Consider the following 14,814-nt stretch of genomic DNA (forward strand, 5'->3'; position numbering starts at 1 on the left):
TGAGGTGGTCAACTTTTTCCGGACACCTCAATCGGTGTTTTCAGGCTGTTTGCCGCTCGTACTGATTGGGCGGCAAATAGTCTAACGATGAATGCATTCGTCGTTCATTGTAGAACCGCACAATGTAATCCGTGACGTCCCTGATTGCTTCATCATGATTGGCATAGTCCTTCCTCCAAACACGCTCCATCTTCAGGTTCAAGAAGAAACGTTCCATGACTGCGTTGTCCCAGCAGTTGCCCTTGCGGCTCATGCTGCAGCGCAAGCCATGTCGTGTCAGCATGGCTTGGTAAGTAGCGCCTGCATACTGGCTGCCCCGATCTGAGTGCGCGATCAGACCCGGTTTAGGCTGCCTCTGTGTGATGGCTAGTTGCATAGCACTGCACACCAACTCTGCGCGCATATGCGGAGCCATGGACCAGCCTACGATCTTGCGTGAATACAAATCCATGACAGCCGCCAAGTACAGCCAGCCGCTTCGAGTGCGAATATAAGTGATGTCAGCAACCCATGATTGGTTGATCTGCTCGGGGTTAAACTGGCGGTTGAGCAGGTTCTCAGCTACCGGGAAATTATGATTACTGTTGGTGGTATGAACGAACTTGCGCTTCCAGATCGGGCGTAAATCCTGTTGTTTCATCAGCCGACGGACCTTGTGCCGCCCAATGGATACGCCATCGCTACGCAGTGCTTTCATCACCCGACGACTGCCATAACAGTGCTCATTGGTCATGAACGTAGCTTTGACCTGAGCTGCAACCGGACAGACAGCTTTTGGCTTAAAAGACCGCTGACGAGCTTCATAGAACCCCGAACGGCTGATCCGCAAAACCCGGCAGATACGTATTACCGGGTAGGCCTTGCATTGCATTTGGTGAACCAATTGGTGGATCACTTCAATTCGCGGGCAAAGAAGGCCGTAGCTTTTTTTAATATATCGTTGTCAGTCTTCAGCTCGCGGATCTGCTGCTCAAGCTGACGAATACGCTGTTGCTCGCTGGTTAACGGTTTACCAATCCCTGTACCACCTAACTGCTCGGCTTGGTACTGCTGGACCCAGCGGCGCACGGCAGTGTCACTCAAGTCTAAATCGGTACAAACGGAGTTCACGCTCAGGCCTTGGTCAACAATCATCTTGCAGACTCTTAGCTTGAAAGCGGCGTCGAATTTTCTGTACTTCTTGGTCATGGAATACTCCTCAATAGGTGTAGTTTCACCTATTGAGGTGTCCGGGACTATTAGACCAGCTCAGAGTTGTGTAGATATCTATGGCCATCGGGGGCAAGCCCCCTCCCACATTTTGATCTGCGTTTTCATTCGGGTAGATGCGCCACGCCGTCAGAATCGGTCATTGCCCTTTCAAGCAAATCCGCCGGCAAACTCTTGCTCGCCCGGGCGCCAAGCAGTCTCAACTGCTCGGTGCGACTGACCAGATTCCCGCGTCCGTCCGTCAGTTTGTTGCGCGCTGCGCTGTAAGCCTTATCCAACTGTTGCAGGCGATTACCCACTTCGTCCAGATCCTGGATAAACAGCACGAACTTGTCATACAACCAACCGGCGCGCTCGGCGATTTCCCGCGCGTTCTGGCTCTGACGCTCCTGCTTCCACAGGCTGTCGATCACCCGCAGGGTGGCCAGCAAGGTGGTCGGGCTGACAATCACGATATGGCGGTCAAAGGCTTCCTGGAACAGGTTCGGCTCGGCTTGCAGCGCTGCGGAAAACGCCGCTTCGATCGGCACGAACAACAGCACGAAATCCAGGCTGTGCAAGCCTTCCAGGCGCTTGTAATCCTTGCCGGCCAAGCCTTTGACGTGATTGCGCAAGGACAGCACATGCTGTTTCAACGCCGCCTGGCCAATCACCTCGTCATCCGCTGCGACGTACTGCTGGTAGGCGGTCAGGCTGACCTTGGAGTCCACCACCACCTGCTTGTCGCCCGGCAACATGATCAGCACGTCCGGCTGGAAGCGTTCGCCATCCGGGCCCTTGAGGCTGACCTGGGTCTGATACTCGCGACCTTTTTCCAGCCCCGCATGTTCCAGCACCCGCTCGAGGATCAGTTCGCCCCAGTTACCCTGGGTTTTCTGGCCTTTAAGGGCGCGGGTCAGGTTGGTGGCTTCGTCCGACAGGCGCAGGTTCAATTGCTGCAGGCGTTCAAGCTCCTTGGCCAGGGAAAAGCGTTCGCGGGCTTCGTTCTGGTAGCTTTCTTCAACGCGCTTCTCGAAGGACTGGATGCGTTCCTTGAGCGGGTCGAGTAACTGCCCGAGACGCTCCTGGCTGGTTTCGGCAAAGCGTTGTTCGCGCTCGTCGAAAATCTTCCCGGCGAGTTCGGCGAACTGCGCGCGCAGCTCATCGCGGGAACCTTGCAGGTCGGCGAGACGTTGTTGATGGCTGTCCTGCTGTTCCCGCAGCTCGGCGCGCAGGGCCGCGGCCAGGGCGTCAAGGCGGCGCAGTTCGGTTTCCTTGGCGCTGCGGTCGATATTCCAGGCGTGGGCGGCGTCGCGGGCGTTATCGCGGTCGATCTGCAACAGCTCGACTTCGCGGCGTACCGCAGCCAGGTCGGCCTGCTTGGCGGCATTGGCCTGGCTCAGATCGCTGATCTCGTCGCGGCTGGCGTCCAACTGCGCGGCAAGCCCTTCCTGGGCCAGTTGCGCGGTGGCCAGGCGCTCTTCCAGCAACTCCCAACCGGTGGTGCGCGCGGTCAGCCGCCGTTGAAGCTGCCAGCACCACGCCAGTAACGGCAGGGCTGCGCCCGCAAGGCCGAGGGCGACACTGGTCCAGTCGAACACCATAGTCATTTCTGCCTTCACCCAAAAACAGCAAGGTTAACCAAGCAAGGCACGGGAGGACAGCTCAGTCTTCGACCTGGCCCAATTCGCGCTGGGCGCGGCGATCACCGGCACGGGCCGCCGAACGCAGCAGGTCCTGGCCGATACGCCGGTCGCGGGCATTTCCGCATTCACGGCACATCAGTTGGCCCAGGCGGCTCTGCGCGGCCACCACGCCTTCACGGGCAGGCTGCTTGAGCAGACGGCCGGCCAAGTGCTTGATGTTGGTACTCTGCCCCAGGCGCGCGCTGTCGAGCAGCCACAAGGCGACCTTCAACGAGAAGCGCTTGGGCGCGGTAACAGTTTGGGGAGTGTCGGTAACAGAAGGTGATACTGAGCGAAACTTCATAAAGCACTGTGGGGCAGACCGGAAGGCGCGCCACTCTACTCTTTTTTTCGTACAAGTAAAGCTGAAAAAACGCTGCACGCCCGTTCTAGAGCAAGCGCTTGGGACAATCCACAGAAGCTGTGGATAACTCAGTGGACAACCCCGCTTTAACTCGCGCAAAGCCCCATGGAACGGGGGCCGCAGTCAAACTGACGATTTTTTCACCAATAAAAAAAAGCCAGATTTTTCATTGACTTAAATTTTGATTGCAGGCAAATGAGCGGGCTCCGGGGCCGCTGCCCCTGAAGTTACACAAGCTGCGACAAATGTGCACAACTACCCAGTCAATGGTTATATCGCGGGCCTTTTTGCTCCGACAGGCCGGGAAAATGTTACTGCCTGCAGGCCTGGGGACTTTTCAAAGCGGTCGCCGCTCGCCACACTTCTCCACCGACAACGCAACCGTGCAGGGCCGATGAAAGGAATTCTGTTATTCGCCACGTTGCTGCTGGCCATTTGTGCGACATCCCTGGCCATCAATGCGCTGTTACCGTCCCCGGACGGCGCGCTGTTTGCCATCGCTATCCTGGTATCCGCCGCTCTGACCGCGTCAAGTCTGTGCATCGAACTGGGAGAAGGCGGGATCGGCGACATGCGTGATGTCATTCGGGTCATCGAGACCGGCAAGTCCTTGAGGCTGACCCTCGCCGCCTACGCACTCGGTTGTACGTTGGCCGCGTCGATCACCGTGCTGGTCTATCGCGGGCTGCTGGGGGGCTGATCGGGATTTTTTTACGGGACCCCTTCCCTTCCCTGTTTCGATCCGTTACTATCCGCAGCGTTAGTACCAAGCTGAAAGTCAATTCTGGTCGAACATATCCCTGAATCACATGGGATCGACCACCTCGATGGTTTCCAGGTATCACTTGCGACGACACGGCCTTTGAACAAGCAAAGGGTGTCGCGAAGTCTCCATACTCTGACCGAACCAACCTGCAAATTGATCAGGATCTTCACCCGGGGCCCAGAACCTTTGCCCCTGTTGTGTTGCCTGCCCTCCTAAGTACCTACCTGCCAGCCAAAGCGCGCCTCATTCAATAGCGCTTCAAACTGGCTGCTTTGTTCCAGTCGGGTTCTTCGTTTGATCAATGGTGATCAACGTCACTGGAACGTTTTAATACGGCACGGTTCTTATCTGTGTCATTTGTAGGAACACCCATAATATGAACGCTCAAATCCATACTCAGGATGCCATTCGCACCCTCACCAATGCTTTTGCCCCAATGAACTGCCTGATCATGGCCGCTCGCAAAGGCTGCTTCAGCTTCACCCTGGTCAACGAACACGGCATCGCGCGTCACAGCGAACGCCTGTACCCCGATCAATACTCCAGCGCTGAACCGCTGCAGGCCGTGATCGAGCGTACCCGTCAGGCATTGATTGCCTGATCGACCCGAGTCGCTGAAACACAAAACCCTGTCTGAAAAACAGGGTTTTTTATTGCCTGGAATTCACCCAAAGAATTCTTACTAATCACAAATAGATATAAACGTTATAACCGAATAACAAAGATGTTTTAAAAACAGTCCTTTACAGGTTGAGTATGACACTACACTTCAACTCAAGCGGCATGATCCGCTTGCGACGGGCCTGAGATCCGATTCACCGCTGCCAAGCCCGCCTTCTCGGGCCCGTCATTATTAAAAATATTTCACCCTCAAGAACGTTTGTGAGATTTCTCCCAGGCCCGGCAAACCTGTGTCTGCCCCATGAAACACGCGACCTGCTGACCGGGCAATTTGCAAGATTCGCCAAAAAACCACAAATCTGGTCGGATTGTCCTACAAAACCGCTCTATCTCCTGCATTACAGCCTATAGCGCGATGTGAAATTTATTGATACTTTCCGCAGCGGTGATCACACGGAGTTCTAATAATGAAAAAAGTAATGCTCAAGACCACACTTAGCCTCGCCGTTGCCATGGCCTCCTCCCAACTGTTCGCCAGCGGCTTCGCCCTGAACGAACAGAGCGTCAGCGGAATGGGTACTGGTTTCGCGGGTCGCTCTTCTTCTGCCGATGATGCAAGCACTGTGTATGGCAACCCTGCCGGTATGGCTCGCCTGAGCGGCCAGCAGGTGACCGGCGGTGTCGCGGCCATCGATGCGTCCACTGACCTGAGCAATACCAGCGGTCGCTCCAGTGGCAGCAACAAGGGCGATATGGTGCCGTTCACCGCCGTCCCTTTCGGTTTCTACACCAATAAACTCAACGATCAGTGGGCTGTGGGTTTCGGCGTCTATGCACCGTTCGGCCTGGTGACTGACTACGAAAGCGGCTTCCAGGGCCGTGGCTTCGGCAGCAAGAGCGAAGTGAAAGTCATCACTTTGCAACCGACTGTCAGCTACGCCTTCAACGATCGCGTTTCCGTTGGTTTTGGCCCGACCATCAACCGCATTGCCGGTACCCTGGAATCGGACCTGACGCTGAACCCTCGCGCCCCCGACACCAACATCAAGATCAAGGGTGACGACACCGCGCTGGGCTTCAACATCGGCGTGCTGGTACAAGCCACCGATACCACCCGCGTCGGCCTGACCTACCACTCCAAGGTCAGCTACAAGCTGGACGGCCACACCGAAGTCACCGCACCGACCGCGACGTCGCCGTTCCTGCGCAGCAATCGCTACGACGCCTCGCTGAAGATCGACACGCCTGAGTCCTACGACCTGTCGGTGACCCAGGACCTGACCGATGCGTGGAAACTCTACGCCGGTGCAACCTGGACCCGCTGGAGCCGCCTGAAAGACATCACCGTCAAGAACGAAGGCGTGACTGCCGGAGCGGGTGGCGCGCTGGCCCCCGGCCTGGTCAGCACCATCAAGGAAGACCAGAACTGGCATGACACCTGGGCGTACGCCGTGGGTACTTCGTACCAGCTGACCAAGCAGGTGGTACTGCGTACCGGCCTGACGTTCGACCAGTCGCCGACCAACAACACGGATCGCTCGCCGCGCATTCCTACCGGCGACCGCACCATCTTCAGTCTGGGCCTGGGCTACGAGGTCATGCCGAACATGACCATCGACGTGGCTTACTCCTACCTGAAGGAAGAGGACGTCAAGGTTGCACGCGCCAACCAACTGGCCAGCTACAACGCCAAGTATGAGAACAGTGCCAACGGTTTCGGCCTGGGCATGACCTACCGCTTCTGATTCATCGCGGTATAAAAAAGCCCCGCCTCCTGCAAAGGAGGCGGGGCTTTTTAATGGACGATCCTGTATGTGATTGATCGTTCCCACGCTCCGCGTGGGAACGATCATGACTTGCTATCAGGGCTTGGAAGCGATCGCCTGCTCCACTGCCTTGATCAGCTCGGGACTGTCAGGCTTGGTCAGGCTGGAAAAATTGGCAATCACCTTGCCTTGGCGATCCACCACGTACTTGTAGAAATTCCACTTCGGCGGCGTGTCGGTCTGCTGCGCCAGGCTCTTGAACAGGTGCACCGCGTCCGGCCCCTTGACCTTCTGCGGCTCGGTCATGGTGAAGGTCACGCCGTAATTGACGTAGCAGACCTTGGCGGTTTCCTCACCGGTCTTGGCCTCCTGCTTAAAGTCGTCGGAAGGCACGCCAATCACCTCCAGCCCTTCGCCCTTATAGCGCTGATACAAGGCTTCGAGGCCTTTGAATTGGGGAGCGAAGCCGCAGAAGCTCGCCGTATTGACGATCACCAAAGGCTTGCCTGCAAAACGCTGGCACAGGTCAATGGATTCCTTGGCCCGCAGCTTGGGCAATTGGCCCTCCAGCAACGGCGGGCATCCGGCGGCCAGGGCCACACTGCCAGCAGCCATCAGGACGGGTACAGCGAGCCAGCGCATCAACATATCAAAGGTCCTTGATTCGGTTCAGACACAGAACTTAACAGATCGCCATGCCCAACTGCATCAACGCCAGGCCGCCTTGCTGCCAGCCCCACCAGGCCAGCAGCAACACCACCAGCGCCACCGCCAGGATCACGCACCGCAGTGCTGCACTCATGCCGCCTCCATTTGCGCCTGAATGCGCGCCACCGGCCGCTCACGCACCGGCCAGTTCAGGGCCGCCGCGAGCAGGCTGAGCAAAATTGCCACCTGCCAGATCAAGTCATAGCTACCGGTTCGATCATAGACCACCCCGCCCAACCAGCCACCGAGAAACGAGCCGAGTTGATGGAACAGGAACACAATCCCACCCAGCATCGAAAGGTTTCGCACGCCAAACAAGGTGGCAACCGTGCCGTTGGTCAGCGGTACGGTGGACAACCAGAGGAAGCCCATGGCCATGCCAAACAGGTAAGCCGTGACCTCGGTGACCGGCGCCCACAGGAACAGCCCGATCACCACCGCACGCAGCAGGTAAAGGCCGGTGAGCAAACGCGGCTTGGACATGCGCCCACCCAGCCAGCCGGCGGTGTAGGTGCCGAACACATTGAACAGGCCGATCAAGGCCAGCACCGTGGTGCCTACCGTGGCCGGCAGATGCTGGTCCACCAGGTACGCCGGCAGATGCACACCGATAAACACCACCTGGAATCCGCAGACGAAAAAGCCGAAGGCCAGCAGCCAGAACCCGGAATGGGAGCACGCCTCCTTCAACGCTTCGCGCAGGGTTTGTTGACCGAGCGTCACCGGCAGCGGTTTGTCCTTGAGCATGGCCACCAGCGGCAGGATCAACGCCACCATCAAGCCCAGTGCCAGCAGCGCCGCCGACCAGCCCAGCCAACCAATCAAGCCGAGGGTGCCAGGCACCATGGCGAACTGGCCAAAGGAGCCGGCGGCGCTGGCGATGCCCATGGCCATGCTGCGTTTCTCCGGTGCTACGGCGCGGCCGACCACGCCGAGAATCACTGAAAACGACGTGCCGGACAGGCCGATGCCAATCAGCAACCCGGCACTCAGGGACAATGACCACGCCGAATCCGACATGCCCATCAGCACCAGTCCCACGGCGTACAACACGCCGCCGACAAACACCGCCCTGGTCGCGCCGAAGCGGTCGGCCAAGGCCCCGGTGAACGGCTGTGCCAGGCCCCAGATCAGGTTCTGCAAGGCAATGGCAAAAGCGAACGTCTCACGCCCCCAGCCGAATTCGCTGCTCATTGGCGCCAGGAACAGCCCAAAGCCGTGCCGCACGCCCAACGACAGCGCCAGGATCAGCGCACTCCCCAAAAGAACCCAGCCACTGGTGCGCCACATCGAGGTCATTTCTTATTCTCCGTCGCGGGTATATACCCGCTTGTAGCCGAACAAACCGCCGTTCAGGCCAGTTCATCCAGCAAGGCCAACAGGGTTTCGCGCTTTTGCGCGCCAAGCTGATCGATCAATTTCTGTTGCGCCGCTTCCCATGCCGGCAGGGCCGCCGCCAAACGCTGCTGGCCCGCCTCGGTCAATACCACCAGGCGATTGCGCAGGTCATCACCCTCGACCAACCGCACCAGGCCGTCACCTTCGAGGACGCGCAGATTGCGCCCCAGGGTGCTGCGGTCCAGGCCCATGGCTTCGGCCAGGCTGGAAATGCTCGGCTGATCGAGACGTTGCAGGTTGCACAGCAAGGAATACTGCGCAACGTTGATCCCGAAGCCGTCGAGGGCGCCGTCGTAATGCCTGCTGACGCCACGGGCGGCGCGTCGCAGGTTGGTGCATAAACATTGGGAGGCAAGCATGGAGCGTGTATATACCCGGAGTTGTGCAAATGCAAGAAGGTGTTACAACGCCAGTCCAATCAGCACCGCCGTTTCCAGCAGTTCCAGCAGTGCGCCGGCAGTATCGCCGGTGGTGCCACCGAGGCGCTTGACCATCACCTGGCGCAACCCGATAAAACACACTGCGGCGAGCAATACCGCCAGCCCCCCGTTGAACCCGCCGATCAGGATGCAGGCCAGTCCACTGAGGATCAGCACCTGCTGGCCGACAACCCTGGGTAAATGATCCGACAGCGCCTGACCCAATCCACCCGCGCGCACATAACGCGTAGTGAGAAACAGCGCCAGCATCGACGCCCGACCGATCAGCGGCGCGAGAATCAGCGCAGCGCTATTGTGCTGCTCGATCAGCGTCACCAGCGCGGTGAACTTGAGCAGCAGCACCAGGCCCAGGGTGACCACGGCAATGGGCCCGCTGCGTGGGTCCTTCATGATGGTGAGGGTGCGTTCACGGTCACCAAAACCACCCAGCCAAGCGTCGGCACTGTCGGCCAGGCCGTCCAGGTGCAGGCCGCCGCTGAGCAGCACCCAGGCGCTCAACAGCAGCGCGGCGTGCAGCAACAGTGGCGTGCCCGTCAACAACGCGTTCAGGCTCCACAGCAGCACGCCGAACAGCACGCCCACCAGCGGATAAAACAGCAACGAACGCCCCAGTTCCTGCGGTTGCGGCATGCCCGGCAGGCGAATCGGCAGGCTGCTCAGGAACTGCAAGGCGATCCAGAATGGCAGCATGGTCAGCCTCCTTCCTTCAACGTGCCATCGGTCGCGACTTGCAAGTTGAACAGCCCGCCATGGCCGACTTCGACATTCAGCAATTGTTCTCGAGGCAAACCCCGCGCGCGCGCCAACAGCAGCCGCATCACGCCACCGTGGCTGATCAACAGCACGCGCTCACCGGCATGGGCCTGGCGCAGACGTGAGACAGCACCAAGCACCCGCTCGGAAAACGCGCCCACCGGCTCACCTTGCGGCGGCGTAAAACTGTAGGGGTCCGCCCAGAACAAGCCCAGGCCCTCGGCATCGGTTTCCATCAACGCCGCCGCGCTCTGCCCTTCCCAGGCGCCGAAGTGCAGCTCCTGCAGGTCTTTTTCCAGGCTGACCGGAAGGTTGAGACGCTCGCCCAGCTCCTGGGCAAAGCGCGCGCAGCGTTGCAACGGCGAACTGATCAGCCGGTCCCACGGCCCCCGCCCTGCGACTGCGGCGCGCATCTGTTCCCAGCCTTTGGCCGTCAGGGCGTCATCCAGGCTACCGCGCAGGCCGCCGCCCAATTCGGTTTCACCGTGGCGCAGCACATCCAGGTGCAACGTCATGCGGGACGATCCGCCACGGCCGCTTCGGCGAAGGTCGCCATCTGCCCGTGCAGCGCACAGGCCAGGCGCAACAGCGGTACCGCCAACGCCGCGCCGCTGCCTTCGCCCAGGCGCAGGTCCAGCTCGAGCAGAGGCTGCGCGTCAAGACTGTGCAGCACGTGACGATGGCCCGGCTCGGCGCCACGGTGGCCGAACACCAGCCACTCGCGGCAAGCCGGGTTCAGGCGCGTGGCGACCAGTGCGGCGACGCTGCAGATAAACCCGTCCACCAGCACCACGATGCCCGCCTGGGCGCAGGCCAGATAGGCACCGACCAGCGCGGCGATTTCAAAGCCCCCCAGGTTGAACAGCGTCTGCAGCGCGTCGTCGCGCTGGGCCCCGTGCAGTGTCAGGCCGCGCTCGATGACCGCCACCTTATGACTGACACCCTGGGCATTCAAACCCGTGCCCGGCCCGGTCAGCTCACCCACGGGGCAATCGAGCAGCGCACAGGCCAACGCACTGGCGGCGGTGGTGTTGCCGATGCCCATCTCGCCACCGATAAACAGCTGTGCGCCGTTTTCCAGGGCGCGGTGTGCGCTGTCTCGCCCGGCCTGCAGGGCCTGATTGCCCTGAGCCTGGGTCATCGCCGGGCCGTTGACGAAGTTGGCCGTGCCCGCGCCGATATTCAGGTGACGCACGCCGGGCAACGCCAGGGAGGGCGTCACCGTGCCGAGATCGACCACCTCCAACTGCGCGTCCAGTTGCCGGGCCAACACGCTGATGGCCGCGCCACCGGTGACAAAGTTGTGCAGCATCTGCCCGGTCACTTCCTGGGGAAACGCCGACACGCCTTCCGCGACCACGCCGTGGTCGCCGGCAAAAATCGCGATCCACAGTTGATCCACCGAGGGCTTGACCCGGCCCTGCAAACCGGCCAATTGCACCGCCAGCGCTTCCAACTGGCCGAGGGAACCGGCGGGCTTGGTCAACTGCTGCTGACGGTCCCGCGCCTGTTCCTGCGCAGAAGCATCGATGGCCTTGCAGGGGTTGAGCCACCAGGAATCGGTCATAACGCAGTACCTTTCAAAGTCAGGGGCAGGCCGGCCACCGTCAGCACCACACGCTGACACCGCTCGGCCAAGGCTTGATGCAGCCAACCGGCTTCATCCACATAACGGCGAGTCAATTCGCCCAGCGGCACGACACCCAGTCCGGTCTCGTTGCTGACAAAAATGATTTCACCCGGCAGCGACGCCAGGGTTTGCAGCAACTGATCGCGCTCGAACGCCAGGCGCTCGGCATCCTCGAGCATCAACAGATTGGTCAGCCACAAAGTCAGGCAGTCGACCAACAGGCAATGGCCGGCAGCGGCGTTTTCACGCAGCACACGCGCCAGCTCGACGGGTTCTTCGATCAACCCCCAATGCTCCGGACGCCGTTCGCGATGCAAGGCAACGCGCTGATTCATCTCACCGTCCAGCGGTTGGCTGGTGGCGATATAAATCACAGACAGCCCGCTGTCGCCGGCGAGCTTTTCGGCCAGCCGACTCTTGCCCGAGCGAGCGCCGCCGAGAATTAATTGATGCATAAGCACATACCTTCCAAGGCCCGCCGACCGGCTGAGGCCGCCACCGAACAATGTGGGAGGGGCGGTGCGACGATTCGACTTGCCCCCGATGAGGGAGTAACAGTGAAAACTTCGATAACTGACCCACCGCTATCGGGGGCAAGTCGAATCGTCGCACCGCCCCTCCCACATTTAGTCCGCGGCCGTCTACACAACTCAGTAGCACCCAACCCTAACCACGATGCGCAGCGAGTCGCTCTTGATCTTGATCTTAGGCGCCCCGTTAAACCACGCTGGCACACCGAGCCTAAGCGAGGTGCCGAGTGGTGGGGCAAGAGCGTTTTGCTTACTTTTGCGCTTTTCAAAAGTGAGCCGCCGTAAGGGCGGAACCCTAAGCAGCCGTTACCGCAGAAACGGATATGTACTCGGTCCAATCCAACATCCTGGTCGGCCCAGAGGCCGCCATCGGGAGCAAGCCCCCTCCCACATTCTGTCCGCGTACACACCGTCAAAGCCCGCACAGTCTGCGCAACAAGTCCGTATCCAGATGGTGCTCCACCAAATCCGCCAACCGCTCGATATCCCGCTCACGCAGCGCGTGATAATCCACTTCCTGCACCTCCTGCAACCCCGCCCAGCGCAACAACGCACTGCACGCGGCCGGGGTTTCGAACAAGCCATGCAGGTACGTCCCGAGAATCTGCCCATCGGCACTCTGCGCACCGTCACTGCGCCCATCATCAAGCCGCACAGCGGCATTCGACAGCGCCCCGCCGCTCGTCACCCCCGCATGGATCTCATACCCACTGACCTCGGCATCCTCCAGCAGCAACCGTCCGCGCACATTGCGCAGCTGCTTCTCCTGCGCAAGCGTGGTACTGAACGCCAGCAGCCCCAACCCGTCGCTGGAGCCGGCGGCTCCTTCCAGACCGAGCGGGTCATGCACATGCTCGCCGAGCATCTGCAACCCGCCACAAATGCCCAGCACCTTGCCGCCATAACGCAAATGCCGCGCCACGGCCGTATCCCAGCCATTGGCACGCAAATACGCCAGATCACTGCGCACACTTTTCGACCCCGGCAGGATGATCAGGTCGGCAGCCGGGATCGGCTGGCCCGGCCCGACGAATTGCAGGTCCACCTGGGGATGCAGGCGCAGCGGATCGAAATCCGTGTGGTTGCTGATGCGCGGCAGCACCGGCACCACCACCTTGAGCACCTGGGCAGCCTTGTCGATCTGGCGCTGGTCGATACCGTCCTCGGCCTCCAGGTGCAGGTCCATCACATAGGGCAGCACGCCCACCACCGGCTTGCCGGTGCGCGCCTCCAGCCAATCGAGCCCCGGTTGCAGCAGCGCGATATCACCGCGAAAACGGTTGATGATGAACCCCTGTACCCGTGCCTGCTCGCTGGGGGACAACAACTCCAGGGTGCCGACCAGATGGGCGAACACCCCGCCGCGATTGATATCGGCGATCAACAGCACCGGGCAGTCCACGGCCTCGGCGAAGCCCATATTGGCGATGTCATTGGCGCGCAGGTTGATTTCGGCCGGCGAGCCCGCGCCTTCGACCATGACCACCGCATAGGCCTGGCTCAACCGCGTGTGGGAGGCCAGCACCGCCTGCATCGCGATGGCCTTGTAGTCGTGGTAGGCGACCGCGTTCATGCTGGTCACGGCGCGGCCATGGATGATCACTTGGGAACCGGTGTCGCTGTTGGGCTTGAGCAACACCGGGTTCATGTCGGTGTGGGGCGCCAGGTGGGCGGCCTGAGCCTGCACGGCCTGGGCGCGGCCGATCTCGCCACCTTCGGCGGTCACCGCGCTGTTGAGCGCCATGTTCTGTGGCTTGAACGGTGCGACCGGAACCCCCTGGCGCACCAGCCAGCGACACAGCGCGGTCACCAGCGTGCTTTTACCGGCATCGGAGGTGGTGCCCTGCACCATCAGCGTGGTCATGTCACTTCCTTATAGGCGGCCAGGGCCGTCTCGAGGCGCTGCCAATCGGCCTCGCTGCCAGGCAGGCCGAAACGCACGCTGCTGTTGTGCACGAACAGGCGCAGCAGGATGCCGCGCTGGGCCATGAATTCGTGCAAGCGTTCGGCGTGCGGTGTGATCAGCCACTGGAACAGGGCGCAGCCCCCGTGGGGTTCAAAGCCCTGGCGCTGCAGCAGGTCGAACAAACGCTGGCCGGTCTCAAGGCAACGGGTGCGCTGGCGGACATGCCCGGCGCTGTCGCTCAGGCAATGCTGGCCAATCACCCGGGTCGGCCCGCTGACCGCCCAAGGCCCGACCTGTTCGGCCAACAACCTGAGCAACTTGCGCTCGGCCAGCACAAAACCCAGGCGCACCCCGGCCAGGCCGAAGAACTTGCCAAACGAGCGCAACACGATCAAGCCGACCTGATGGGTGTGGCTGGCCAGGCTCAAGTGCGGGGTAACATCCATGAAGGCCTCGTCCACCACCAGCCAGCCGCCGCGCTGGGCCAGCCGCGCGTGCCAGTCGAGCAGGCGCTCAGGGGCCAGGTTCAAGCCGGTGGGGTTATTGGGGTTGACCACCACCAGCACGTCGAGGCCGTCGAGAAAGAAGTCGACTTCCTGCTCCTGCACTTCGCGTACGACATAACCGGCACGCCGCCAGGCCTCGGCGTGCTCGGCATAACACGGCGACAGCACCCCGACCTTGCCCGAACGGCGCAGGCGCGGCAGTAACTGGATCGCGGCCTGGGAGCCTGGCACCGGCAACGCTTGGGCGGCGCCGTAGTAGTCGCTGGCCACTTTCTCCAGGCCGTCATCGGCTTCGGGTAACCGCGCCCAGGCGCGCGCAGGAATCTCCGGGATCGGCCACGGCCAGGGCGCCAGGCCAGTGGACAAATCGAGCCAATCCGCTTCGGCAATCCCGTATTCAATTGCGGCCTTACGCAGCCGACCACCATGTTCAAGCATAAAATTGCGCCCCCGCGCACAGGATCAGCAGCCACAACCAAACGCCGCGCTGCACCAGTTGCCAGCCACGGTCGATGGCGTCAGCGTCGGCCGGCGGGCCTTCGCCCAACGGCGG

General features: G+C 60.9%; 15 protein-coding genes and 1 pseudogene. 3 read left to right on the forward strand and 13 right to left on the reverse strand.

Going from position 1 to position 14,814, the window contains the following annotated elements; all coding sequences use genetic code 11:
- Nucleotides 1-40: 40 nt before the first annotated feature.
- The 3 genes from BFP93_RS05110 to BFP93_RS05125 all read right to left on the reverse strand — a co-directional run bounded on the left by BFP93_RS05110 (nucleotide 41) and on the right by BFP93_RS05125 (nucleotide 3,177).
- A protein-coding gene (locus tag BFP93_RS05110) for an IS3 family transposase (RefSeq protein WP_122582746.1) occupies nucleotides 41-1,188 on the reverse strand; the annotation gives its coding sequence in 2 pieces (ribosomal slippage) (nucleotides 41-933 and nucleotides 933-1,188; 1,149 coding nt in all).
- Between the two features lie 125 nt (nucleotides 1,189-1,313).
- The gene (gene rmuC, locus BFP93_RS05120) at nucleotides 1,314-2,678 is read right to left on the reverse strand and encodes a DNA recombination protein RmuC (RefSeq protein ID WP_170876030.1); all 1,365 of its coding nucleotides are present in this window, start codon (nucleotides 2,676-2,678) and stop codon (nucleotides 1,314-1,316) included.
- 175 nt (nucleotides 2,679-2,853) lie between these two features.
- The gene (locus tag BFP93_RS05125) at nucleotides 2,854-3,177 is read right to left on the reverse strand and encodes a hypothetical protein (protein ID WP_065892312.1); all 324 of its coding nucleotides are present in this window, start codon (nucleotides 3,175-3,177) and stop codon (nucleotides 2,854-2,856) included.
- A gap of 454 nt (nucleotides 3,178-3,631) precedes the next feature.
- On the opposite strand from BFP93_RS05125, the gene BFP93_RS05130 reads away from it, so the two are divergent.
- From BFP93_RS05130 to BFP93_RS05140, 3 genes are all read left to right on the forward strand, one after another.
- On the forward strand, nucleotides 3,632-3,937 hold the full coding sequence (locus BFP93_RS05130; RefSeq protein ID WP_065884516.1) for a hypothetical protein: 306 nt from the start codon (nucleotides 3,632-3,634) through the stop codon (nucleotides 3,935-3,937).
- A 442-nt stretch (nucleotides 3,938-4,379) separates the two neighbouring features.
- A complete protein-coding gene (locus BFP93_RS05135) occupies nucleotides 4,380-4,604 on the forward strand; it encodes a hypothetical protein (RefSeq protein WP_010208698.1) in 225 nt (74 codons plus the stop codon).
- Between the two features lie 487 nt (nucleotides 4,605-5,091).
- Complete coding sequence (locus tag BFP93_RS05140) at nucleotides 5,092-6,369, forward strand: OmpP1/FadL family transporter (RefSeq protein WP_065892313.1); 1,278 nt, start codon at nucleotides 5,092-5,094, stop codon at nucleotides 6,367-6,369.
- A 117-nt stretch (nucleotides 6,370-6,486) separates the two neighbouring features.
- On the opposite strand, the gene BFP93_RS05145 is transcribed toward BFP93_RS05140, so the two are convergent.
- The 10 genes and pseudogenes from BFP93_RS05145 to BFP93_RS28205 all read right to left on the reverse strand — a co-directional run.
- The gene (locus BFP93_RS05145) at nucleotides 6,487-7,038 is read right to left on the reverse strand and encodes a glutathione peroxidase (RefSeq protein WP_065892314.1); all 552 of its coding nucleotides are present in this window, start codon (nucleotides 7,036-7,038) and stop codon (nucleotides 6,487-6,489) included.
- Between the two features lie 150 nt (nucleotides 7,039-7,188).
- Nucleotides 7,189-8,397 (reverse strand): MFS transporter, encoded by a 1,209-nt coding sequence (locus BFP93_RS05150; protein WP_065884513.1) that lies wholly within the window; start codon nucleotides 8,395-8,397, stop codon nucleotides 7,189-7,191.
- A gap of 53 nt (nucleotides 8,398-8,450) precedes the next feature.
- Nucleotides 8,451-8,855, reverse strand: a complete 405-nt coding sequence (locus tag BFP93_RS05155; RefSeq protein WP_065884512.1) for a MarR family winged helix-turn-helix transcriptional regulator — start codon at nucleotides 8,853-8,855, stop codon at nucleotides 8,451-8,453.
- Between the two features lie 42 nt (nucleotides 8,856-8,897).
- Nucleotides 8,898-9,626, reverse strand: coding sequence for an adenosylcobinamide-GDP ribazoletransferase (locus BFP93_RS05160; protein WP_065892315.1), 729 nt, complete (start codon nucleotides 9,624-9,626; stop codon nucleotides 8,898-8,900).
- A 2-nt stretch (nucleotides 9,627-9,628) separates the two neighbouring features.
- Complete coding sequence (cobC, locus tag BFP93_RS05165) at nucleotides 9,629-10,204, reverse strand: alpha-ribazole phosphatase family protein (protein WP_065884510.1); 576 nt, start codon at nucleotides 10,202-10,204, stop codon at nucleotides 9,629-9,631.
- Nucleotides 10,201-11,256, reverse strand: a complete 1,056-nt coding sequence (gene cobT, locus BFP93_RS05170; RefSeq protein WP_065892316.1) for a nicotinate-nucleotide--dimethylbenzimidazole phosphoribosyltransferase — start codon at nucleotides 11,254-11,256, stop codon at nucleotides 10,201-10,203. The genes cobC and cobT overlap by 4 nt, the downstream gene beginning before the upstream one ends.
- On the reverse strand, nucleotides 11,253-11,774 hold the full coding sequence (gene cobU / locus BFP93_RS05175) for a bifunctional adenosylcobinamide kinase/adenosylcobinamide-phosphate guanylyltransferase (RefSeq protein ID WP_065892317.1): 522 nt from the start codon (nucleotides 11,772-11,774) through the stop codon (nucleotides 11,253-11,255). Before cobU ends, cobT begins: the two co-directional genes overlap by 4 nt.
- Nucleotides 11,775-12,261: 487 nt before the next feature.
- Nucleotides 12,262-13,713 carry a cobyric acid synthase gene (locus BFP93_RS05180; RefSeq protein WP_065892318.1) on the reverse strand — a complete coding sequence of 484 codons (1,452 nt, stop codon included), beginning with the start codon at nucleotides 13,711-13,713 and terminating at the stop codon, nucleotides 12,262-12,264.
- Nucleotides 13,710-14,699: a threonine-phosphate decarboxylase CobD gene (gene cobD, locus BFP93_RS05185; RefSeq protein WP_065892319.1), complete on the reverse strand. Its 990-nt coding sequence runs from the start codon at nucleotides 14,697-14,699 to the stop codon at nucleotides 13,710-13,712. Before cobD ends, BFP93_RS05180 begins: the two co-directional genes overlap by 4 nt.
- A pseudogene (locus tag BFP93_RS28205) lies at nucleotides 14,692-14,814 on the reverse strand (cobalamin biosynthesis protein); the annotation flags it as partial. The pseudogene BFP93_RS28205 and the gene cobD, both read right to left, overlap by 8 nt.

The organism is Pseudomonas sp. 44 R 15, assembly GCF_900004965.1.
GTDB classification, from domain to species: domain Bacteria; phylum Pseudomonadota; class Gammaproteobacteria; order Pseudomonadales; family Pseudomonadaceae; genus Aquipseudomonas; species Aquipseudomonas orientalis_A.